This is a genomic window from Amycolatopsis sp. MEPSY49 (assembly GCF_051337345.1).
GTDB lineage: Bacteria > Actinomycetota > Actinomycetes > Mycobacteriales > Pseudonocardiaceae > Amycolatopsis.
Genome location: NZ_JBDLYJ010000006.1, coordinates 214,739 through 236,013 on the forward strand (window position 1 = coordinate 214,739; position 21,275 = coordinate 236,013).

Consider the following 21,275-nt stretch of genomic DNA (forward strand, 5'->3'; position numbering starts at 1 on the left):
GATGTCCATCACCCGGGACAGAACTCCCGCAGAGCGGGAAGAACCGGGTAACGTGCGTTGACTTACCGATCCAAATGGGAAGGACCGGGCATGTTCCGCAAGGTGCTGGTGGCCAACCGCGGGGAGATCGCGATCCGAGCGTTCCGCGCCGGCTACGAACTGGGCGCGGGGACCGTCGCCGTGTTTCCGCACGAAGACCGCAACTCCCTGCACCGGCTGAAGGCCGACGAGGCGTACGAGATCGGCGAACCCGGTCACCCCGTGCGCGCCTACCTCTCGGTCGACGAGATCGTCGCCGCCGCGAAGAAGGCGGGGGCCGACGCCGTCTACCCCGGTTACGGCTTCCTCTCCGAGAACCCCGACCTCGCGCGCGCGTGCGAAGACGCGGGCATCACCTTCGTCGGGCCGAGCGCCGACATCCTCGAACTCACCGGCAACAAGGCCCGCGCGGTCAAGGCCGCGCGCGAGGCCGGCGTCCCGGTGCTCGGGTCGTCCGAGCCCTCCAGCGACGTCGACGCGCTGGTCGCCGCGGCCGAGGAGCTGGGCTTCCCGGTGTTCGTGAAGGCCGTCGCCGGTGGTGGTGGACGCGGGATGCGCCGCGTCGAGGACCCCGCCCAGCTGCGCGAGTCCATCGAGGCCGCCGCGCGCGAGGCCGAGTCCGCCTTCGGTGACCCGACCGTCTTCCTGGAGAAGGCCGTCGTCGAGCCGCGGCACATCGAGGTGCAGATCCTCGCCGACGGCGCGGGCAACATCATCCACCTCTACGAGCGCGACTGCTCGGTGCAGCGGCGCCACCAGAAGGTCGTCGAGCTGGCCCCGGCGCCGAACCTCGACCCCGAGCTGCGTGATCGCATCTGCGCGGACGCCGTCAAGTTCGCGAAGCAGATCGGCTACCGCAACGCCGGCACCGTCGAGTTCCTGCTCGACAAGCAGGGCAACCACGTCTTCATCGAGATGAACCCGCGCATCCAGGTCGAGCACACGGTCACCGAAGAGGTCACCGACGTCGACCTCGTGCAGTCGCAGCTGCGGATCGCCTCCGGCGAGACCCTCGACGACCTGGGGCTCTCCCAGGACAAGATCTACCTGCGCGGCGCCGCTCTCCAGTGCCGCATCACCACCGAGGACCCGGCCAACGGCTTCCGCCCGGACACCGGGATGATCTCCGCCTACCGCTCGCCGGGCGGCTCGGGCATCCGGCTCGACGGCGGCACCGCCTTCTCCGGCACCGAGATCAGCGCCCACTTCGACTCGCTGCTGGTGAAGCTCACCTGCCGCGGCCGCGACTTCAAGACCGCCGTCGGCCGCGCGCGCCGCGCCGTCGCCGAGTTCCGGATCCGCGGGGTCGCGACGAACATCCCGTTCCTGCAGGCCGTTCTCGACGACCCGGACTTCCGCGCCGGCCGCGTCACGACGTCGTTCATCGAGGAGCGGCCGCAGCTGCTCACCGCGCGGCAGTCCGCCGACCGCGGCACGCGGCTGCTGACCTACCTCGCCGACCAGACGGTCAACAAGCCGAACGGCGAGCGCCCGAAGACGCCGGACGCCACGCTCAAGCTGCCGAAGCTCCCGAAGGACGCCCAGCCCGCGCCGGGGTCGAAGCAGAAGCTCGTCGAGCTGGGCCCGGCCGGGTTCGCGCGCTGGCTGCGGGAGTCGCCGCACATCGGCGTCACCGACACGACGTTCCGCGACGCGCACCAGTCGCTGCTCGCCACCCGCGTCCGCACGAAGGACCTGCTCGCGGTGGCGCCGGTCGTCGCGAACACGCTGCCCGAACTGCTGTCGCTCGAGTGCTGGGGCGGCGCGACCTACGACGTCGCGCTGCGGTTCCTCGCCGAGGACCCGTGGGAGCGGCTGGCCGCGCTGCGCGAAGCCGTGCCGAACATCTGCCTCCAGATGCTGCTGCGCGGGCGCAACACCGTCGGGTACACGCCGTACCCGACCGAGGTGACGAACGCCTTCGTCGAAGAGGCCACGAAGACCGGCATCGACATCTTCCGGATCTTCGACGCGCTCAACGACGTCGAGCAGATGCGCCCGGCCATCGAAGCCGTGCGCGAGACCGGCTCCGCCGTCGCCGAAGTGGCGCTCTGCTACACCTCGGACCTGTCGGACCCGGGCGAGAAGCTCTACACGCTCGACTACTACCTCAAGCTGGCCGAGCAGATCGTCGGCGCCGGGGCGCACGTCCTGGCGATCAAGGACATGGCCGGGCTGCTGCGCGCGCCCGCGGCGACCAAGCTGGTCACCGCGCTGCGCAAGGAGTTCGACCTGCCGGTGCACATCCACACCCACGACACCGCGGGCGGCCAGCTGGCCACCTACCTCGCGGCGATCAACGCGGGCGCGGACGCCGTCGACGGCGCGGTCTCGTCGATGGCGGGCACGACGTCGCAGCCGTCGCTGTCGTCGATCGTGGCGGCCACCGACCACTCCGCGCGCACCACCGGGCTGGACCTGCGGGCGATCGGGGACCTGGAGCCGTACTGGGAGAGCGTGCGCAAGATCTACGCGCCGTTCGAGGCCGGGCTGGCTTCGCCGACCGGGCGCGTGTACGACCACGAGATCCCCGGCGGGCAGCTGTCGAACCTGCGCACGCAGGCCATCGCGCTCGGCCTGGGCGACCGGTTCGAGGACATCGAGGCGATGTACGCCGCGGCCGACAAGATCCTCGGCCACCTGGTGAAGGTGACGCCGTCGTCGAAGGTCGTCGGCGACCTCGCGCTGCACCTGGTCGGCGCGGGCGTCTCGCCGGCCGACTTCGAGGCGGAGCCGAACAAGTTCGACATCCCCGACTCGGTGATCGGCTTCCTGCGCGGCGAGCTGGGCGACCCGCCCGGCGGCTGGCCGGAGCCGTTCCGCACCAAGGCCCTCGAAGGCCGCGCGGCGGCGAAGCCGATCCAGGAACTGTCCGAAGAGGACCGTGCCGCGCTCGCTTCGGAACCGCGCCGGACGCTCAACCGGCTGCTGTTCCCGGCGCCCACCAAGGAGTTCGAGGCGCACCGCGAGGCCTACGGCGACACGTCCGTGCTGCCCAGCAAGGACTTCTTCTACGGGCTGCGGCCGGGGGAGGAGTACTCGGTCGACCTCGAGCCGGGCGTGCGGCTGCTCATCGAGCTGGAGGCGATCGGCGAGGCCGACGAGCGCGGCGTCCGCACGGTGATGTCGACGCTCAACGGCCAGCTGCGCCCGATCCAGATTCGCGACCGCTCGATCGCCTCGGACATCCCGGCGACCGAGAAGGCGGAGAAGGGCAACCCGAAGCAGGTCGCGGCGCCGTTCGCCGGGGTCGTCACGCTGCAGGTTTCCGAGGGCGACACGGTCGAGGCCGGCGCGACGGTCGCGACGATCGAGGCCATGAAGATGGAGGCGTCGATCACCGCGTCCGCCGGCGGCAAGGTCGGCAGGCTGGCGATCACCTCCGTCCAGCAGGTCGAGGGCGGCGATCTCCTCCTCGTCCTGGAATGACGCTGATCAACGCGGTCCCGCAGCGCCAAGGCGCCGTGGGACCGCGGGCGGCGGAGCTGCCGGACGGGTGCCTCGCGCTCGCGGAGCTGGCCGGGCACGTGCTCGGCCGGCCCGTCCACCACGTCCGGCAGACCCGCGAAGTGTCCGAAGTGGACCGTGGGATCGCGTCGCGGGCGGTGCTGACGGGGGCGAACCGCGTGGCTCAGCTGGCGGCTTTGGAGGCACCGGGCGGCCCGGTCCTGACGATCGGCGGCGACTGCGGGGTCGAGCTGGTCCCGGTCGGCGTGGCGCGGTTCCGCTACGGGCCGGGCCTGGGCGTCGCGTGGTTCGACGCGCACGCGGACCTGAACACGGCTGCGACGTCGCCGTCGGGGGCGTTCCACGGGATGGTGCTGCGGTCGCTGTTCGGCGAGGGCGACCCGGAGTTCGCGGCCGACCCGGCTCTGGAACCGGGGCGCGTGGCGTTGCTCGGGACGCGGGTGTTCGACCCGGAGGAGCGGGCGGCGGTTTCGCGGGGGCTCGCGGTCACGTCACTGGATGCCTTGACCGGTGTGGAGAAGCTGTACGTGCACGTGGATCTGGACGTGCTGGACCCGGCGGAGTTCGCGGGGCTGAACTACCCCGAACCGGACGGCTGGACGATCGCCCGCCTGGTGTCCGAACTGGACGCCCTGGCGCGGTACGAGGTCGTCGGCGCGGGGATCACCGAATGCGTGGGGACTTCGCGCGAAGTCGAAGTGCTGGAACCGGTCCTGGCCGCGGTGGGCCGGCTGCTCACGGCCACGCCGCGCGGAGGGCGTTGAGCGCCGTGTCCAGGTCGGCGCCGAGCTCCTGGGCGTGGGCCGCGTAGGTCGCCGCGGCGGCGAGGAGCAGCTCCGCGGGGGCTGGACGACCCTCCGGGAGCGTCACGACCGTGCCGCGGGCGCGGGCCGTCGTCACCCAGCCCGCCGCCTCCAGTTCGCGGTACGCGCGGGCCACCGTTCCGGACGCCAGTCCCAGGTCCCGGGCCAGCTGGCGGATCGGCGGCAGGCGCGCGCCCTCCGCCAGCGCGCCCGTGGTGACCGCGTGGATCACCTGGTCGTGCACCTGCCGCCACGGCGCCAGCCCGTTCTCCGTGTCGACGACGATCTTCACGCCGCGGCCGGGAGCCGTTTCACCGGGGCCGTCACGGCCAGGAACGCGGCCACGCCCACGACCACCAGCAGCAGCGACACGAGGTTGCCACCCGGCCAGCCGATCGCCGTCACCGCGCCGATGCCCAGGCCGATCGCCACCCGCGCGCTGCGGCAGCGCAGCGCCAGGTCGGCGCGCGCCGCGCCGGCCGCCGGACGGCGGACCGCCAGCGCCGCGATCGCCGCGCAGAGCACCACCGTGCCCGCCGCGAACGCGAGGAGCTTCCACTGGGCCGTCACGACGAGGTGCGCGACCGACCCGGCGGCCGCCAGTGCGCCGAGCACGAGCATCCAGGCCGGGGTGATCACCGCCAGCGGGCGCGGGGCGAGGTCGGCCTCCCGCCGTGCGCCCCGGGACGGCCGCTGGGCGAACAACTCGGCGATCAAGCCGCCGAGCAGCAGGGTGGCGACGATCGAGCCCAGCCCGGCGTCGCCGAGCAACGGCGGGAGCGCCAGGAACAGCCACGGGTACCAGAGCCGGCGCCGCTTGAGGTAGCGGACGGCGAGCGCGACCTCGGCCGCGTCCGGGTCGGGGACGCCCCAGCGCACGAGCAAGCGCTTTCCGTGCTTCTCGCCCGGCCAGAGCGCGATCAGGATCGCCAGCCCGATCAGCCCGGTGAAGAGCGCGACCGCCAGTACGTTGTCCCACGGCATGCCGGACCTCCCTCGCTTGTATCAAGCACATGATACAAGAACGACGGGTAACCGCAGCGCGGGTCGCTCGTTGGGTGGTTCGGCCGTTCGTATGCAGGCGAACGTGCAGTCGGCGGGCTGCTTGTCAGCATTCCGCAGCCGCGGCCGGTGAACTTGTCACGAAGCTGACAAGAAATCGGTTTCCCTTCATCCGGGTGACACATTCGGCGCTAGCTTTCCGATGTGTCCGTTGTCACCCCGCTTCAGGTGCGGGGTATCCGGCCACGCGGGCGTGAGCCGGGGTCGGCGGGGCGGAGCGAAGGAGCTGCGATGTCGGTGGAGCGCGGATTCGAACACGCTGCGCCACCCGCCGCACTGCCTCGCAAGCTCGCCGACATCCTGCGGCCCGAACTGGCCAGCCTCGCGGCGGAGATCGTCGACGAGATCCGCGCGACCATCCCGGCCTACGCGCGTCCGCTCGACGGCCCCTACGGCAAGTCGATCCGCGCCGGCGTCGAATACGCGATCACGTTGTTCGTCGCGCAGATCGCCGACCCGACGGTGTCGAAGGAGCAGTCCCACGAGGTCCACCACCGGCTGGGGCAGAACGAAATGCGCGAGGGTCGCAGCCTCGACACGCTGCAGTCGGCGTACCGCGTCGGCGCGCGCGTGTCGTGGCGGCGGATCATGCGCGTGGGGCGGCGAAGCGGGCTGTCGTCGGCGGTGATGTCCCAGCTGGCCGACGCGATGCTGGCGTTCATGGACGAACTCGCCTCCGTCGCGCTCGACGGCTACCTGGAGGCGAAGGCGCGCACGGCGGGCGCGCTCGACACGTGGCGCCGCAAGCTGCTGCACCTGATCCTGGAGACGCCGCCGGCGTCCCCGAAGGCGATCGCCGAGCTGGCCCAGCTGATCGGCTGGCCGGTCCCGACGGACGCGACCCCGGTGGCGGTCTGCCCGGCGGACGGCGTCGCCCCGGCCCGCCGCCACGCGGGCCTCGACGCCGACATCCTCGCCGAGCTGGACACGCCGGACCCGAAACTGGTGGTCCCGGGCGAGCTGAGCGGCGCCCGCCTGGCGACGCTGCAGGTGGCGCTGCCGGACTGCCGGCTGTCGATCGGCCCGTCCGTCCCGCTGGCGTCGGTGGCGGATTCGTTGCGCTGGGCCCGCAACGCGCTGCACCTGGCCGAGCGCGGTGTCCTGGCCCCCCGCCCGGTGTTGCGCGCGGAGGAGCACCTGGCGACGCTGCTGGTCAACTCCGACACGGGCCTGGTCGGCACGCTGCGCCACCGCCTGTTCGCGCCGCTGGCGGACATGACGGGCAAGCAGCAGGAGCGGCTCCTGGAGACGCTGCGGGCGTGGCTGGACAGCCAGGGCAACGTGGTGGAGATCGCGGAGCGCCTGGGGGTCCACCCCCAGACGGTCCGCTACCGCATGAGACAGCTGCAGGCCACGTTCGGCGACAGTCTCCGCGACCCGGCGGCGCGGTTCGAGATGGAGCTGGCGTTGCGGGCCGGTGCGGCGCCGTTGCCGTTGCGGTACCCGGTGAGCGAGCTGCTGCCCTCGCCGCGGTCGGGCGCCGGGTCGCGTCCACAGTGGACACCTCGGTAGCCGGTCAGGGCACGTCCACCTGCCAGGACGCGTCCGCCGCGTAGCCGGTCGGGGTGTCGTAGGGGTGCTGGCCGCTCGAGTCCGCCGCCCACACCTGGGTGGTGTACTGGCGGACGAACTTGCCTCGGGCGCCGAACGACTCCAGCGTGACGCCGGTGCCGGAGAGCCCGGCTTTCGAGCACCAGGTCGCGTCCGCGCGGAACTGGTCGGTGCCGTCGGACGCGGCGAGCACCACGCGCAGCCCCTGCTGGCGCAGGTAGTACTCGGGGTGCGCCACCGATTCGAAGGAGTGGCACGTCGAGTCCGCCTTGCCGGGCACGATCCGCCACGCCGTGTCCGGGCCGGATCCCGCGCCGACGACGGCGTCGGTCAGGCCGCGCAGGTACCAACCTGCGGTTCCGGGGCTCTGCGAGCGGACGGACTGGACCAGCGCCGCGTCCTCGTACTGGCCGAGCCGCAGGAAGCGGTCGACGTCGTCGTCGGTACCCGCCATGGCGGTGTTCGCCCCGGCGACCAGCGCGGGGTGCACGCGGCTCTGCTCGGCCCGCGTCCGCAGCTCGAACAGCAGCCGCCGGTCCGCCTCGCCCTTCTTCCGGATCCAGGTGAACCAGTCCTGCAGGTTCGCGCTGTGGATCCCCGTGCCGATGTAGGCCTTCAGCTGCGCCTCGTCCATCGTCCGCAGCGCACGCTCGGCCGCCGCCCGCACCTCGGTGCCCGCCTTCGCCGCCTGCCAGAGGTCGAGCACGAAGTTGACGTCCGGCTCGACGAGCTGGCCTTCCGTCGGCACGACGGCGACCACCGCGGCGGCGCGGATCCGCGCGTCCCGCGCCGCGCGCGCCTTCTTCTCCTCTTCGGTGGCCGCCGTGTCGGCGTCGATCAGGTCCTGCTGGTCGGCCGCGCGGGCGGTGAAGATCCCGGTGAGGATGAAGTCCTTCTGCGCGGCGGCGTCGCCCTGGTAGGCGTCGAGCGCGGCGGCCTTCAGCTTCGGCCCGGAAGCGTTCTCCCACATCGCGAACGCGAACTCCCGGTCGCTCTTCGCGGCCCTCACGGCCGGCGGGGGACGCCCGGCCCGCGGGGACGCGTCCGTCGCCGCGGCGATCGAACTCGCCACGCTCGGCGCGCTCGCGTTCCTCGGCCCGGTCGGCACGCCGAAGGAGGTCCGCGGTGTGGACTGGGAGTCCGCCACGACCGTGCTCGCCGGGGACTACCTGCTGGGCCAGGCGTCCCGGCTGATCGCGGAGGCGGCGCCCGATCTGTCGTGGTCCTTTTCGGACTGGCTCGGCGAGCTGGCGGCGCTGCGGGCCACCGTCGTGACGACCGGCGCCGGCGCGGAAGCGGTCTTCGGGTCGCTTTTCGAGTTCCCGCTGCGCGTCGGGGCGGCCCTCGGTGGCGCCGACGCGGAGGTGTTCCGGACTTGCGGCGAGGTACTGGGCAAGCTGTTCCTGCGCGCGGAGGACGTCCTGGCCCTGCGGGGCGAGCGGACGCGGCTCGACGCCACGCTCACCGATCTGCTCGACGGCCGGATCTCGGCTCTGCCCGAGCTGCTCGCCGTACCGGGCCTCAAGGCCGAGGTGCTTCCGCCGCACGCCCTTCCTGCCGCCGTCGAGGCAGCGCGAAAGGCCTTCGCGGAGTTCGCGCAGGCCTGCGACCGGCTCCCGGACCCGGCCTCCCGGAGACTGCTCGGCGCCGTCGGCGCCTGGGTGGCCGCTCCGGTGGTGGAGGAAGTCCCGTGACCCAGCCGCTCAGCGGCTCGCGCGGAAGACCTCCGCCGGGATCGGCGCGACCGGCGGGCAGTTGCGGTGGTCCGGCTCCTGGCACAGGGTGATGAGCGACAGGTGCGCCGACGCCTGGTTGCCCGGTCCCGAGTTCTGGCCGGTGAACAGCGAGCTCAGCTTCTCCGCCGCGCCGCAGTTCTTGAACGGCGGTAGGGTGAAGCCCCGGTACTTCGGGTCGGGATTGGCCGGGTCGGTACCGATGAGGCCGCCGGCGCCGAACGGGTCGTACTCGCCGATCATGTCGATCGGCATCGGCGTCGCCGACACGCAGTCCGGGCCTGCGTCCAGCGGGACGCCGTTCACCTTGACGTCACTCAGCCGCGAAACCACATCGAGGTGGTTGCGCAGGATGCCGTCGAACAGCGTCCCGAACGAGTGGATCATGGTGCTGTCCCGGTAGTCGACCGGCAGGAACTCGACGGTCGCGCTGATCGGCAGGAACCCGTAGCCGAGGTACGACACCGTCACCGGGGTGAAGGCCAGCTCGCCGGTGATCTCGCTCCGGATCGGGAACCCGTCGACGTCGGTGATCCGGAACCAGACGCCGTTGGCCAGCACGGCCGGCTTGCTGTGGATCTTGCTGCCGGTCTTGACGATCGTGCTCGTGTTGTCGACCTGGTTCGACTGCAGCGGCAGCACCATGGTGAAGGTCTCGTCCGGCGGCGGTTCTTCCTCCAGCAAAGGGTGCTTCTGCGGGACGGTCGGCGCCCGCCCGGGTGCGGCCTTCTTCTCCGGTGCGGGCTTGCTCGCCGGTGGCGCGGTGGCCGCCAGTACTGGGACGGCGCCGAAGGAGAGGTCCTGGCCGCCGTCGGCGGTGCAGGTCACCTGCTCGGCGGGCTGGTCCGGTGGCGCGCCCGTCGGGCCGATGGCGAGTTTCGGCGGGGTCAGCCGGATTCGCAGCACGCCGGCGGCGGACGGGGAGAACGACGGCAGCTTCCCCTTGGCCACCAGGGCGAGGTCGCCTTCGGCGGGCAATGCGGTCGCGGCGATGGTCATCGGGACGGCGAGGGTGTCCTTGACCTTCCCCTGCTCCAGCAGCAGCTGGAAGGTCAGCCCGCCTTCGAGGGTGGCGCCGGTGCCGAGCAGCTGCTGGGCGGCGGCCCGCGGCAGCGAGAACGACACGGACAGGTCGTCGATGGCCGCCGGTTTGCCCACAGTCATCGAGGCGGGCAGGGTCGCGGTCGCGGCGACGGCGAGCTTGAGCGGTCCGACCGGAGCGGCGAACGGACACGTCGCGGCCACGGTTTTGGCCAGCTCGTGCCGTCCGGACGCCGTGGTTCCGGCGGGTTCGCCCGGTGCGGCCGACCCGATACCCGTGAACGCGCCGGTGGTGACCGACACGACGCACGCAAGCGCGATCGCGCCGCGGGTCGCCGTCCGCCGGGTCAGCCTGGGGGCCATGCCGTGCTCCTGTCCGTGCCACCGGGAAACGAGCCGTAGGGATGGCCGGGGCCCCGGCCATCCCTACGGTGCTGCTAGTTCAGCGCTGTCACGTGATGACGAAGGTCGGCGAGAACGCCAGGTTCTGCGCCGGGCTCGTCGTCTTCGGCGTGCAGCTCATGTTCCAGTTCGCCCACGTGTTGTTGGACGCCTTGTGGAACTGCAGGGCCGCGGTGATCGGTGTGCCGAGCGACAGCGTGTCGCTGCCCGCGGCCGCCGGAGCCGTGTAGGTGGGGATCGACGACGACGCCACCTGGCTGATGACCACCGTGATCGCGCCACCGGCCGGGTAGATCGTCTCCGGGATGTTCAGGCCGCTCGCCGGGCCGGAGACCGTGCCACCCGCGGCGGTCACCGGGACCGTCGCCGTACCGCGGATGCCGTCGTAGCCGACGGCGGTCAGCAGGGAGTGGACCGCGGCGGAGATCGTCGCGGTGCCGCCGACGTTGGTCGGCGTGACGGTGGTGCCGGCGGGGATCGAGTCCGGCCCGGTCAGGGTGGCGGTGATCCCCACGTCCTGCTGCGGGATGCCGGGGAAGGTGCATCGGTAGGTGGCGCCCGCGTTGTAGGCCGTGTCGGCCGAAGCCACGCCGGTGAAGACCATGCCGAGCGCGCTCACGGCCGCGGCGGTGGTGACTGCTTTGAGGGACAGGTTCCTGAGTCGGGTCATGACTGCCAATCTCCTTTGATCATCCAGCTGACGTCTCGGCGGGCGCTGCCCACGCGCCCCGCGGACCGATCGGTACCGCGAATTCCCCCGGTGTTTCCCTGGTGCAGCCCAGACCCTCGCGAGGTGGCTGTGAGAAATTATGTTACTCGCCAGTCGGTAGTGCAACAAGCGTGTGCCGGACCGGCTTCCGGAGTGGTCCTCCCGTGGGTAGTTTTTGTCAACGACGGAGTATTCGGAGGCGGGCCTTGGTCGGCACTTGACAAAGAATCCGCGGGTATCCTCCGGCGATTGTCCGGGTTAGTATCGGAGTGCGCGTCTGCGCCGTGATCGCAGGGACCGATTCAGGAAAGAAGATACCGTGGCCGCAGTCTTCCGTTTCCGGCGCGCCGCCGTGCTGGCCGCCGCTGCGCTGGTCGTCACCCCGTTCGTGCCGGCCGCGTCCGCCTCGGCCGAGGACACCGGAGGCGTCCTCGCCTGGGGGCTGACTTACTACATCATGGGGCCGCCTCCGGAAGCCTCCGAAGGGCTGAGCGCGGTCTCCATGGGCAGCCTGGACGCGATCGGGCTCAAGGCGGGCCAGGTCCTGGTCTGGGGCGACAACAACTTCGGCCAGACGGAGGTGCCCGAGGCGGCGATGTCGGGCGTGAGCGCGGTTTCCGCCGGCTGGGCCCACGAGCTCGCGCTCAAGAACGGCGGCGTCCTGGCCTGGGGGAACAACTGGTACGGCCAGGCCGAGGTGCCCGCCGACGCGAAGTCGGGCGTCGTCGCCATCTCCACCAGTGAACTGCACAACCTCGCGCTCAAGGAAGGCGGACGCGTCGTCAGCTGGGGCCTGCGCACGGACGTCCCGGCCGCCGCGATGTCCGGCGTCACCGCTGTTTCCGCCGGTGGCGACCACAGCCTGGCGCTGAAGAACGGCGGAGTCATCGCTTGGGGCGGCGACAGCTTCGGTCAGGCCGACGTGCCCGCCGACGCGAAATCGGGGGTCACCGCCATTTCCGCCGGTCACCAGCACAGTCTCGCGCTCAAGGACGGCCGGGTGATTGCCTGGGGCCGCGACGACAACCACCAGGCCGAGGTTCCGGACACGGTCCAGTCCGACGTCGTGGCCATCGACGCGGGCTGGACGTTCAACCTCGCGCTCAAGAGCAACGGTGACGTCGTCGCCTGGGGCTCCAACGACCAGATGGAGGGCGACCCGCTGGGCAACGGGATCTGCGGACCGCTGCTGGCCGTGTCGGCGGGCGACCGCTACAGCGTCGTGCTCAAGGCGGATCCCACCGCGCCCTGCTGACAGGGCAAGGGAAAGAGGGGCTTCCCGGCCGGGAAGCCCCTCTTCGCGTTCCGGGTCAGCCTTCGGTCTTGGCCGCCAGGTCCAGGGAAATCGTGTTGCCCGGGCCGGACACCAGCGCGCCCAGGGCCAGGTCGGCGATGAAGCAGTTCTTGAAGTCCGGGATCGTGTACGTGCCCGTCACCGTGATCTTCGGGCCGAAGATGTCCACGTCCTTGGCGCTCAGGTCGAGGTCGAGCGGCTTGCTCGCCTTGCAGCTGCCCGGCACCGTCGGCAGCGGGATCACCGGGACCAGCAGGCCCGCCCAGATGTCGTAGATCTCCATGTTCGCCTGGGCGTGCGTGGTCAGGGTGCCGTCGGCGATGGTGCCCGTGGCCGGGCCCGTCGGGGTGATCTTGACCTTCGCCTTGATCTTGAAGATGCCCGAGACCAGCGAGATGTTGGCCTGCGACGGCGGCAGCGTGAGGTCGGCGCGCAGGCCGACCGAGCCGGTCTGATCGTCGATGATCAGGGCGCCGTCGAGGTTGCCCGGGCCCAGGGCCATCGCGCTGCCGGTCTTCTTGACGACCGTGCTGCCGGTGACCGTGTAGCCGACCGGGATCTCGATCACGTCGGCCGAAGCGGGCACCGCGGCGACGCCCATCGCGAGGCCCGCGGCGGCCGTGATCGCGGCCGCGCGCGCCCATTTACGGCCGTTCTTCCGAGTGCGCGACAAAGTAGGCATGCCAACTCTCCTTCGCATTGTTCAACCGTGCGTAAAACGGGGTCAGCGCGGGGTGAGCCCGATGATTTTCCAGGCATTGCCCTCGCGTTCCGCGACCACCGAAAGCTGGGCCGCGGCGGAACTGCTGGAATTGTTGTCGGCGCGGGTCGCCGATTGGTCGAGGAACACGAGCAGCCGGGCGCGGCCGTCGCGGATCTCCTGCACCGCGCAAGACGTCACCCGCGTCGTCAGCACCAGTTTCTGGGCCGGTGCTTTTTCCTTCACCTGAGCGAACAGCCGGTCATAGGTGGTGCGGGCGTCGCCGCGCAGGACGTCCTTCGCGGCCCGCTCGGTGACGTCGGTCCGGTCGTAGGAGTAGGAGAAGATCCGGTTGAGCGCGAGCGTCACCGCCGAGGTGACCTCCGCGGTGGCCCCGACGTCGGTCAGGGCGTGGTTGGCCGCGGCCGGGTCGTCCGCCGCCGACCGTGCCGCCAGCGTGAACGCCACGCCGGCGCCGGCCAGCAGCACCGAGACGGCGACCAGCAGCGGCAGCAGGAACCGGCGGCGCCGCGGCTCCTCGACGACGACCTCCTCGGCAGCCGCGTCGACTTCTTCGTCGGTGGTGGTGCTCATCTCGCCCCCACGGGCAGCTCGTCGAGCGCGCTGAGCTTCCAGCCGCCCTCGGTCCGGCTCAGCCCCGCGGCGAACCGGTTGCGCTTGGTCGCCGGCGCGACGCCTGCCTTCTGCGCGGTGATCTCCACCGACGCGATCAGCTTCGCGGTGCCGGCGTGCTCGTCCAGCTCGCTCAGCGCCGCGTCCAGCACCTTGCCGGTGGACACCGTCGCGTCCTGGGTGAGCGTTTTCTTCGTGGCCTCGTCGGTGTGGGCCAGCCGGTCGTGCAGCGGGCCCGTCGACGCGTCGAGCCAGTGCGCGAGCCCCTGGTCGAGCTGGTGGTAGTCGAGGGTGCACAGCCGCGCGACCAGCTCGCGGCCGGCGGTCAGCGCCTCGTCGCGCGCGGTGCCGTAGGTCAGCTCGGCGCTGTGCGCGGTGCGGTACCAGGTGAACCCCGACCAGCCCGCGAAGGCGGCGGTGACGACGACGGCGAGCACCGCGGCCCGCACCGGCCACTTCACTTTCCCAGCCACAGCATCTCCTCGAGGGTCGGGGACACCGCCAGGCCGTTCGATGCGGTGAGCGGAGCGCCGGAGCCGGGCACCGCGGGCGCGGGCACCGGCAGGTGCGGCACGTTCTGCGAGCCGCGCACCGACGTCGCGTCGCCCTTCTCGAGCGTGCACGACGCGCCGGTGTTGAACGGCAGCGGCGAGGTGTCGGTGCTGGGCCGGAACCGCGTGCCCTCGTACCCGGCCCGGCAGGGGACCGGATCGTAGAACGTCAGCGCCATGCCGAGGTTGCCGTCGTCGCCGTTGAAGGCCGTCGACGTCGCCGCGACCATCTTCGGCGTCGCGACCAGCAACTGCTCCAGATCGCCGGTGCGGGCCTGGACCACCTGCGCGGTGGTGAGCAGGTTGGCCAGCAGGATCGGCAGGCCGGGGTCGGTCTCCCGCAGCAGGGTTCCCAGCTCGGACGCGGCGGGCGGCGCCGTGGCGATCAGCCGGCGCAGGTCACCGTCCGAAGAGGACAGTTGCGCGGCGAACAGCTTGGCGTTGCTCGTGAACGAGCGCCACTCGGCCGAGGAGTCCAGCTGGGTGCGCAGCACGGTCGAGCCGTCGTCGATGAGCTTCGTCGTCTGCGGCAGGTTGGCCGCCGCGTCCCGGGTGAACGACGTCGCGGTGTCCAGCAGCACCTGCAGGTCGGGGCCGGTGCCGCGCAGTGCGTCGTCCAGTTCGTCGACGACCGTGCGCAGGTCGCCGGTCGGCACCGACGCGGTCAGCGAGTCGAGGTCGCCGAGCAGGTGCTGCACCGGCATCGGCAGCGTGGTCTTCTCGCGCGGGATGACCGAGCCGCCGGCCAGGTACGGGCCGTCGGACGTCCGCGGCTGCAGGTCGACGTACTGCTCGCCGACCGCGGACCGGTTGGCCACCACGGCTTGGGCGTTCGACGGGATCGGCGGCGCCGAGCCGTCGATGACGAGGTCGGCCTCCATGCCGGACGGCGTCAGCCGCAGCTCGCCGATCCGCCCGACGGCGACGCCGCGGTAGGTCACTTCGCCGTTCGTGAAGATGCCGCCGCCCTCGGCGAGTTCGAGCTTCACGGTGTAGCCGCTGCCGCCGAAGAGCCGGTCGATCCCGGCGTAGTTGGCGCCGACGAACGCGACCGTGACGAGCGAGATCACCACGAACGCGACGACCTGGATCCGGACCCGGGTGGTCAGCATCACCGGCCTCCCGTGGGCAGCGGCAGGACCGGCAGGCCGGGCGGGGTGCCCTCTCCCGGCGGGGGCAGCGGCATCCCCGGCGCCGGGATGACCGACAGGTAGACGTTGAGGTAGTCGCCCTTGATCGCCGGGATGACCGCGTCGGTGTACGGGAAGGACGGCAGGATCTCGAGGGCCTTCGGCAGCGACGCGCCGGCGTCGGCGAGGCGGTGCAGGACCGGGGCGAGCGCCCGCAGGTCGGCGACGAGGTCGTCCTTGCTCTTGTGGATGACGTCGGTCGCGACGCCGGAGAGGTCGTCGAGCGACTGCAGCATCGCCACGAGCTGGGTGCGCTGGTCGGTCAGCGTGCGCAGGCCCGGCGTCAGGTCGGTGAGCGCGCCGGACACCTGCTTGTCGCGGTCGGCGAGCGTCGTCGCGAGCTGGTTGACGCCTTCGAGGGCGGCGGTGATGTCCTGGCGGTGCGCGTCGAGGTCGGTGGCGAGGGTGTTGACGCCGGAGAGGAACGAGCGGATCTGCGTCTCGTTGCCGGTCATCACCTTGGACAGTTCGCGGTTGATGGTCTGCAGCTGCCCGATGCCGCCGCCGTTGAGCAGCAGGGAAAGCGCGCCGAAGACCTCTTCGAACTCGGGGTTGCGGTTGGTCCGCGACACCGGGATCACGGCGTTGTCGGCCAGCCGCGCGCTCGCCTTCGGCTCCCCTTCCGGGGCGGCCAGTTCGACGAACTTCTCGCCGAGCAGGCTGGACTGCCGCAGCCGCGCGACGGCGTCGGCGGGCAGCACGACGTCGCCGTTGACCTCGACGACGGCCTCCGCGGTCCAGCCGTCCGCGCCGAGCCGGATGGTCTGGACCCGGCCGACCGGGACGTCGCCGACCTTGACCGCGGCCTGCGGCACCAGGTCGAGGACGTCGGCGAACTGGACGGTGACGTGGTACGGGTGGTCGCCGACGTCGGCGCCGCCGGGCAGCGGCAGGTCGTAGACGCCCTTGAACTCGCCGGAACAAGCCGTCAGCACCAGGCAACACCCGGCGGCCAAGGCGGTTACGCGTCGCAGTGGTCTCATCGCCCGCCCTCGTTCGTGTAGACGGACCCGGTCACCGGCAGCGGCAGGTAGTCGAGCAGGTCGGTGCGGCTCTGCAGCGCCCCGGTGGCGGGGTCGATCGTCTGGACCAGGTTGGTGGCGGCCAGCGGCGCGGTCTCGAGGTACTCGGCCAGCGACGCGCGCTGGTCGACCAGGGTCTGCGTGGTCACCGCCAGCTTGTCCACATTGGACTTGATCAGCGCCCGGTTGTCCTTGAGGAACCCCTGGATGTCCCCGAGCGCGGTGCCGAGCGACCGCAGGGCCGAAGCCAGCTCGTCGCGGTTGGCCGAGAGGGTGCCGGACACCGACGAGAGCTGCTGGTTGACCTTGGCCACCTGGTCGTCGTTGGCGGCCAGCATCGATGTGAACCGCTGCAGCTCCCGGACGGTGGTGAACAGGTCGCCGGAGTTGCCGGCCAGCGTCCGGGCCAGCTCGGAAAGCTGCTTCACGGAGTCGTTGAACGCGGTTCCGTTGCCCCGCAGGTTGTTCGCGCCGGTGGTGAGCAGGTCCGACAGTGCGCCGTTCTTGTTGGCACCGTCCGGGCCGAGCGCCTTGGTCAGCGTGTCGAGGCTGGCGTAGAGCTCGTCCAGCTCGACCGGGGTCGCGCTGCGGTCGACGCCGATGGTCGCGCCGTCGACCAGCCGCGGGCCGCCGCGCGCGGGCTTGGAGAACTGGACGTACCGGTCGGCGACGACGCTCGGGGCGATGACGACGACGTCGGTGTCGGCGGCGATCGGCGCCGAGCCGTCGTAGGTCAGCGTCACCTCGACCTGCTCGCCGCGCGGGGTCACCGACTCGACCTGGCCGATCCGGACGCCGAGCAGCCGGACGTCGGACCCGCTGTAGACGCCGACCGCGCGGGAGAACAGCACGGTGGCGCGGTCGAGGCCGGTGCCGGAGAAGATCCACCACAGCCCGGCCACGACGACGAGCGCCGTGACGACCGCCGCGGCGAGGAACCGGTAGGTGCGGGTGGCGTTCACTTCGGGGCTCCGAACTGCTTCGGCGGCGTGCACGGGTCGCGGTTCTCCGGCAGCAGGCCGCAGAGGTAGGCGTCGAGCCACCGGCCGTTGCCCAGCGCGTTGTTCGCCAGCCGGAACACCGGGCCGGCGGCGGCCAGGCTCTTCTCCAGGTTGCCGTTCTGGCGCGACAGCAGGTCGGTGACCGTGTTCAGCTGGCTCAGCGCGGGCTTCAGCGCGGCGGTGTTGTCGGCGACGAGGCCGGAGAGCTGGGTGGCCAGTGCCTGCGCGCCGGTCAGCAGGTCGTGGATGGCCTGGCGGCGCCGGTCGAGCTCGCCCAGGAGCAGGTTGCCGTCGGAGAGCAGCTGCTCGAAGTCCTCGTTGGAGTTCGCCAGCGTCGTGGTGATCTTGCGGGCGTTGGCCAGCAGGTCGGCGAGCTGGTCGTCGCGCGAGGACACGGTCTTCGACAGCGCGGACAGGCCGTCGAGCGCGGTGCGCACGTGGGCCGGGGCGTTGCGGAAGGTGTCGCTGATCGCGGTGAAGCTGTCGGCCAGCTGCGTGGTGTCGATCGAGCCGGCGGTGTTCGCGAGGCCGTTGAACGCCTCGGTGACGTCGTAGGGCGTGACGGTCCGGGTGCGCGGGATCGCCTGGTCCGGGTCCTGCACGGCGTCCCCGGTCGGCTTGAGCGCGAGGAACTTGCGGCCCAGCAACGTCTTGATCCGGATCTCCGCCGACGTCCGGTCGCCGACCCACGCGTTCTTGACGCGGAAGGTGACGAGCACGTGGTCCTCGGCCAGCTCGACGTCGCGCACTTCGCCGACCTTGATGCCGGCGACGCGGACCTCGTCGTCGGCCTGCAGCCCGGCCGCTTCCGAGAACTCGGCGCGGTAGGTGGTGCCGCCGCCGACGACCGGCAGGTTGTCGTAGTTGAACGTCACGGTCAGCAGCGCGGCGAGGACGACGCTCCCGGCGACGCCGAGGGTGAGCGGATTGCGTTCCTTGAAGGACTTCACGAGCCGCACCTCTCCGCCGTGACGGGCGTTCCGCGCGGAGGCGTGGTCTGCAGGGTGGCGCTGCAGAGGTAGAAGTTCATCCACGAGCCGTAGGAGGCGATCCGGCCCAGCCCGTTCAGCTTCTCCGGCAGCGTGCCCAGCGTCTGTTCGAGGCCGGGCAGGGTCTTCTCGTCGGCGAGGTTCTTCGTGACGCGGTCGAGCCCGGCGATGCCGTCCTTCAACGGCGTCCGCGCGTCGCCGAGCAGGCCCGCGGTGGCCGTGGACAGGTCGCCGAGACCGCCGATCGCGTCGCCGATCGCGGTGCGGTCCGCGGCCAGGCCGGAGACCAGCTCGCGCAGTGTCGAGATCAACGTCGTCAGCGCGGTTCCCTTGCTGTTCACCGTGCCGAGCACGTGGTTGAGGTTGGTGATCACGTCGCCGATCAGCTGGTCGCGGCTCGCCAGCGTCGACGTCAGCGAGCCGGTGTGGGCGAGCAGTTCCTCGACCGTGCCGCCTTCGCCCTGCAGCACCTGGACGATCTCGCCGGAGAGCTGGTTGACGTCGGTGGGCGAGAGCGCCTGGAACAGCGGCTTGAAGCCGTTGAAGAGGTCGGTCAGGTCCAGCGCCGGCGTCGTGCGGTCCAGCGGGATCTCGCCGCCGACCGGCAGGGTGCCCTTCCCGCCCGCGCCGCGTTCGAGCGCGATGTAGCGCTGCCCGACCATGTTGCGGTACTTGATGACCGCGCCGACGTCGGCCGGGAGCTGCCGGCCCTCGTCGAGGGAGAACCGGACGTGCGCCAGGCTGTGGTCGGCGATCTCCAGCTCCTCGACCTGGCCGACCCGGACGCCGGAGATCCGGACGTCGTCGCCGACGTTCAGCGACGTCGCGTCGGTGAACGTGGCGCCGTAGAGGTCGGTCCGGCCGACGCCGGTGTTGGCGATGGACACGGCCAGCAGCACGGTCGCGGCCGTGGTGACCAGGATGAAGACGAGGCTCTTGATGAGCGGGGCGGCGAACTTCCTCACTTGAGCGTCACCTCCGTGCCGCGGTAGAGCGCGCCGACCAGCACGCTGCTCCAGTCCGCGACCTGCCCGGTGGGCACGCCGAGCTGCGGTGCGAGGATCGTGGCGAGCAGTTCGCGCTCCTGCGGGGAGTTCGCGACGCCGAGGTCGTCACGCGCGCCGGTCACCAGCGGGTGCTGCGGCGCGCCGGGCGCGACCGCGGCGGTGCCGGTCGTCGGGGCGACGCCGCTGGGGTAGCAGCGCGGGCCGCCGCCATCGGCCGGGTACATCGGGTCGTCCTTGCCGGGCACGTACTTGCCGCGCGCCTGGCTGACGGTGACCTGCGCGTGCATGCCGGGCTGGTTCGTGCCCTTCCCCAGCGCCTCGTCGACCGGCTCGCGCAGCGCGTCCATCGCCTTGATGGTGCACGGGAAGCTGGGGGAGTAGCGCGCCGCGACCTCCAGCGCCGAACGGCTGTCGGCGGAGAGGGCGATGATGTTGTTCTTGTTGCGGTTCAGGAATTCCCGGACCTCACCCGACGAGCTGGAGACTTCCTGGTAGACCGTCGCGAGGTCGGGAGCCTTGTCCCGCACGGTGTTCAGCGTGACGGCGGAGTCGGTGAGCGCGTCCAGGAGGTCGGGGGCGATGTCGCCGTAGAGCCGGGACACCGACGCTAGGTCCCGCACGTCCTTGGTGAACGCCGGCAGCTGCGGGTTGAAGTCCGTCAGGTAGTCCGCGGCGGTGGAAAGCGTTTCGCCGATCTGTTCGCCGCGGCCCTGCAACGCCGTCGACACCGCGGTCAGCGTCGTCGCGAGCTTCTGCGGCTGGACGGCTTTCAGCAGCGGCAGCAGGTTGTCGAAGACGCGCTCCAGCTCGATCGCGTTCGCCGAACGGTCCTGTTCGATCACGGAGCCGGCGACCAGGTGCGGGGCGCGGACACCGTCCGGAATGGACAGCTGGACGTACCGCTCGCCGAACAGCGTCTTCGGCACCAGCAGCGCGGAGACGTTGCCGGGCAACATGTCCACCTTGTCCGGCTCCAGGGCAAGCGCTATCTCGGCGCCCTGCGGCGTCGCCCGGACTTCGCGGATCTCCCCGACGAGCACACCACGGGCCTTGACCTGGCCACCCGCCTGCAGCTGGTTGCCGATCCGGCTCGCCTTGAGCGTCACCGGGACCGTGCTGACGAAGTCCTTGTCGTACACCTTGATCGAGAGCGTCACGAGCACGCCCATCACCACCAGGAACAGCACGCCCGCGGTGCGGATCCCGGCCTTGCGGCGGGTTTCCCTTCTCATCCGGCCACCTGCACGGTGGTCGTCGCACCCCAGATCGCCAGGGACAGGAAGAAGTCGAGCACGCTGATCGCGACGATCGCGGTGCGCACCGCGCGGCCGACCGCCACGCCGACGCCGGCCGGGCCGCCGCTCGCGCGGAAGCCGTAGTAGCAGTGGGCGAGCACCACGACGACGCTGAACACCAGGACCTTCCCGAACGACCACAGCACGTCGCCGGGTGGGAGGAACAGCAGGAAGTAGTGGTCGTAGGTGCCCGCGGACTGGCCGAAGAACCAGACGGTGATCTGCCGCGAGGCGAGGTAGCTCGACAGCAGCCCGATGGCGTAGAGCGGGATGACGGCGAGGAAGCCGGCGATCACCCGCGTCGTCACCAGATACGGGACGCTCGGGATACCCATGACTTCCAGGGCGTCGATCTCCTCGGAGATCCGCATCGCGCCGAGCTGCGCGGTGAACCCGCAGCCGACGGTGGCGCTCAAGGCGAGGCCGCTCACCAGCGGCGCGATCTCGCGCGTGTTGAAGTAGGCGGAGACGAACCCGGCGAACGCCGACGTCCCGACCTGGTTGAGCGCGGAGTAGCCCTGCAGGCCGACGACCGTGCCGGTGGCGACGGTCATCCCGATCATCACGCCGATCGTGCCGCCGATGACGGCGAGCGCGCCGCTGCCGAAGCTGACTTCGGCCAGCAGGCGGACGATCTCGCGCAGGTAGCGGTGCAGTGCTCGCGGGATCCAGGCGATCGCGCGGAGGAAGAAGAGGATCTGGTCGCCGAGGGTGTCGAGGAAACCGAACCGGCGGTCGACGGCCTCGCGGACGCGTGCCGTTCTCGGGAGTTCCGTGGTGGTCAC

General features: G+C 71.4%; 20 protein-coding genes. 5 read left to right on the forward strand and 15 right to left on the reverse strand.

Annotated features, from left to right (window positions below):
- Window positions 1-90: 90 nt before the first annotated feature.
- Together ABFJ78_RS27110 and ABFJ78_RS27115 are read left to right on the forward strand one after the other, a co-directional pair.
- Window positions 91-3,468 carry a pyruvate carboxylase gene (locus ABFJ78_RS27110; protein ID WP_436389403.1) on the forward strand — a complete coding sequence of 1,126 codons (3,378 nt, stop codon included), beginning with the start codon at window positions 91-93 and terminating at the stop codon, window positions 3,466-3,468.
- Window positions 3,465-4,271 carry an arginase family protein gene (locus ABFJ78_RS27115; RefSeq protein ID WP_436389405.1) on the forward strand — a complete coding sequence of 269 codons (807 nt, stop codon included), beginning with the start codon at window positions 3,465-3,467 and terminating at the stop codon, window positions 4,269-4,271. Before ABFJ78_RS27110 ends, ABFJ78_RS27115 begins: the two co-directional genes overlap by 4 nt.
- Here ABFJ78_RS27115 and ABFJ78_RS27120 read toward each other — a convergent pair.
- Both ABFJ78_RS27120 and ABFJ78_RS27125 read right to left on the reverse strand, forming a co-directional pair.
- Window positions 4,243-4,602: a GntR family transcriptional regulator gene (locus ABFJ78_RS27120; RefSeq protein ID WP_436389407.1), complete on the reverse strand. Its 360-nt coding sequence runs from the start codon at window positions 4,600-4,602 to the stop codon at window positions 4,243-4,245. The two genes, ABFJ78_RS27115 and ABFJ78_RS27120, sit on opposite strands and share 29 nt — an antisense overlap.
- On the reverse strand, window positions 4,599-5,294 hold the full coding sequence (locus tag ABFJ78_RS27125) for a hypothetical protein (protein WP_436389410.1): 696 nt from the start codon (window positions 5,292-5,294) through the stop codon (window positions 4,599-4,601). The genes ABFJ78_RS27120 and ABFJ78_RS27125 overlap by 4 nt, the downstream gene beginning before the upstream one ends.
- A gap of 309 nt (window positions 5,295-5,603) precedes the next feature.
- On the opposite strand from ABFJ78_RS27125, the gene ABFJ78_RS27130 reads away from it, so the two are divergent.
- Window positions 5,604-6,884 carry a PucR family transcriptional regulator gene (locus tag ABFJ78_RS27130; RefSeq protein WP_436389412.1) on the forward strand — a complete coding sequence of 427 codons (1,281 nt, stop codon included), beginning with the start codon at window positions 5,604-5,606 and terminating at the stop codon, window positions 6,882-6,884.
- A gap of 4 nt (window positions 6,885-6,888) precedes the next feature.
- Here the strand turns inward: ABFJ78_RS27130 and ABFJ78_RS27135 are convergent, their stop codons facing one another.
- The gene (locus ABFJ78_RS27135; RefSeq protein ID WP_436389414.1) at window positions 6,889-8,070 is read right to left on the reverse strand and encodes an AbfB domain-containing protein; all 1,182 of its coding nucleotides are present in this window, start codon (window positions 8,068-8,070) and stop codon (window positions 6,889-6,891) included.
- Here ABFJ78_RS27135 and ABFJ78_RS27140 point away from each other — a divergent pair.
- Complete coding sequence (locus tag ABFJ78_RS27140) at window positions 8,051-8,617, forward strand: hypothetical protein (RefSeq protein WP_436389417.1); 567 nt, start codon at window positions 8,051-8,053, stop codon at window positions 8,615-8,617. The genes ABFJ78_RS27135 and ABFJ78_RS27140 overlap by 20 nt on opposite strands.
- Before the next feature lie 9 nt (window positions 8,618-8,626).
- On the opposite strand, the gene ABFJ78_RS27145 is transcribed toward ABFJ78_RS27140, so the two are convergent.
- Together ABFJ78_RS27145 and ABFJ78_RS27150 are read right to left on the reverse strand one after the other, a co-directional pair.
- Window positions 8,627-10,060 (reverse strand): DUF6801 domain-containing protein, encoded by a 1,434-nt coding sequence (locus ABFJ78_RS27145; protein WP_436389419.1) that lies wholly within the window; start codon window positions 10,058-10,060, stop codon window positions 8,627-8,629.
- An 88-nt stretch (window positions 10,061-10,148) separates the two neighbouring features.
- Window positions 10,149-10,769: a DUF6801 domain-containing protein gene (locus tag ABFJ78_RS27150; protein WP_436389421.1), complete on the reverse strand. Its 621-nt coding sequence runs from the start codon at window positions 10,767-10,769 to the stop codon at window positions 10,149-10,151.
- A gap of 391 nt (window positions 10,770-11,160) precedes the next feature.
- Here ABFJ78_RS27150 and ABFJ78_RS27155 point away from each other — a divergent pair, with 391 nt between their 5' ends.
- Complete coding sequence (locus tag ABFJ78_RS27155) at window positions 11,161-12,063, forward strand: RCC1 domain-containing protein (protein ID WP_436389701.1); 903 nt, start codon at window positions 11,161-11,163, stop codon at window positions 12,061-12,063.
- Between the two features lie 55 nt (window positions 12,064-12,118).
- Here the strand turns inward: ABFJ78_RS27155 and ABFJ78_RS27160 are convergent, their stop codons facing one another.
- From ABFJ78_RS27160 to ABFJ78_RS27205, 10 genes are read right to left on the reverse strand one after another with little or no spacing between them, the layout of a single operon-like run.
- Window positions 12,119-12,784 carry a hypothetical protein gene (locus tag ABFJ78_RS27160; protein WP_436389424.1) on the reverse strand — a complete coding sequence of 222 codons (666 nt, stop codon included), beginning with the start codon at window positions 12,782-12,784 and terminating at the stop codon, window positions 12,119-12,121.
- Window positions 12,785-12,826: 42 nt separating this feature from the next.
- Complete coding sequence (locus tag ABFJ78_RS27165; protein ID WP_436389426.1) at window positions 12,827-13,396, reverse strand: hypothetical protein; 570 nt, start codon at window positions 13,394-13,396, stop codon at window positions 12,827-12,829.
- Window positions 13,393-13,908: a hypothetical protein gene (locus tag ABFJ78_RS27170; RefSeq protein ID WP_436389429.1), complete on the reverse strand. Its 516-nt coding sequence runs from the start codon at window positions 13,906-13,908 to the stop codon at window positions 13,393-13,395. The genes ABFJ78_RS27165 and ABFJ78_RS27170 overlap by 4 nt, the downstream gene beginning before the upstream one ends.
- A complete protein-coding gene (locus ABFJ78_RS27175; protein ID WP_436389432.1) occupies window positions 13,893-15,098 on the reverse strand; it encodes an MCE family protein in 1,206 nt (401 codons plus the stop codon). Before ABFJ78_RS27175 ends, ABFJ78_RS27170 begins: the two co-directional genes overlap by 16 nt.
- A complete protein-coding gene (locus ABFJ78_RS27180; RefSeq protein WP_436389435.1) occupies window positions 15,098-16,159 on the reverse strand; it encodes an MCE family protein in 1,062 nt (353 codons plus the stop codon). Before ABFJ78_RS27180 ends, ABFJ78_RS27175 begins: the two co-directional genes overlap by 1 nt.
- Entirely contained in the window at window positions 16,156-17,160 is a 1,005-nt protein-coding gene (locus ABFJ78_RS27185; protein ID WP_436389438.1) for an MCE family protein, read from the reverse strand. Before ABFJ78_RS27185 ends, ABFJ78_RS27180 begins: the two co-directional genes overlap by 4 nt.
- Entirely contained in the window at window positions 17,157-18,149 is a 993-nt protein-coding gene (locus ABFJ78_RS27190; protein WP_436389441.1) for an MCE family protein, read from the reverse strand. Before ABFJ78_RS27190 ends, ABFJ78_RS27185 begins: the two co-directional genes overlap by 4 nt.
- Window positions 18,146-19,153, reverse strand: a complete 1,008-nt coding sequence (locus ABFJ78_RS27195; protein WP_436389444.1) for an MCE family protein — start codon at window positions 19,151-19,153, stop codon at window positions 18,146-18,148. The genes ABFJ78_RS27190 and ABFJ78_RS27195 overlap by 4 nt, the downstream gene beginning before the upstream one ends.
- Window positions 19,150-20,427: an MCE family protein gene (locus ABFJ78_RS27200; protein WP_436389446.1), complete on the reverse strand. Its 1,278-nt coding sequence runs from the start codon at window positions 20,425-20,427 to the stop codon at window positions 19,150-19,152. Before ABFJ78_RS27200 ends, ABFJ78_RS27195 begins: the two co-directional genes overlap by 4 nt.
- Window positions 20,424-21,275 carry an MlaE family ABC transporter permease gene (locus ABFJ78_RS27205; RefSeq protein WP_372670467.1) on the reverse strand — a complete coding sequence of 284 codons (852 nt, stop codon included), beginning with the start codon at window positions 21,273-21,275 and terminating at the stop codon, window positions 20,424-20,426. Before ABFJ78_RS27205 ends, ABFJ78_RS27200 begins: the two co-directional genes overlap by 4 nt.

Coding starts and splice junctions, on each gene's coding strand:
- ABFJ78_RS27160 (WP_436389424.1), bottom strand. CDS start 12,784: ATGCCTACTTTGTCGCGCACTCGGAAGAACGGCCGTAAATGGGCGCGC.
- ABFJ78_RS27180 (WP_436389435.1), bottom strand. CDS start 16,159: ATGAGACCACTGCGACGCGTAACCGCCTTGGCCGCCGGGTGTTGCCTG.
- ABFJ78_RS27130 (WP_436389412.1), top strand. CDS start 5,604: ATGTCGGTGGAGCGCGGATTCGAACACGCTGCGCCACCCGCCGCACTG.
- ABFJ78_RS27175 (WP_436389432.1), bottom strand. CDS start 15,098: ATGCTGACCACCCGGGTCCGGATCCAGGTCGTCGCGTTCGTGGTGATC.
- ABFJ78_RS27125 (WP_436389410.1), bottom strand. CDS start 5,294: ATGCCGTGGGACAACGTACTGGCGGTCGCGCTCTTCACCGGGCTGATC.
- ABFJ78_RS27110 (WP_436389403.1), top strand. CDS start 91: ATGTTCCGCAAGGTGCTGGTGGCCAACCGCGGGGAGATCGCGATCCGA.
- ABFJ78_RS27165 (WP_436389426.1), bottom strand. CDS start 13,396: ATGAGCACCACCACCGACGAAGAAGTCGACGCGGCTGCCGAGGAGGTC.
- ABFJ78_RS27115 (WP_436389405.1), top strand. CDS start 3,465: ATGACGCTGATCAACGCGGTCCCGCAGCGCCAAGGCGCCGTGGGACCG.
- ABFJ78_RS27200 (WP_436389446.1), bottom strand. CDS start 20,427: ATGAGAAGGGAAACCCGCCGCAAGGCCGGGATCCGCACCGCGGGCGTG.
- ABFJ78_RS27145 (WP_436389419.1), bottom strand. CDS start 10,060: ATGGCCCCCAGGCTGACCCGGCGGACGGCGACCCGCGGCGCGATCGCG.
- ABFJ78_RS27150 (WP_436389421.1), bottom strand. CDS start 10,769: ATGACCCGACTCAGGAACCTGTCCCTCAAAGCAGTCACCACCGCCGCG.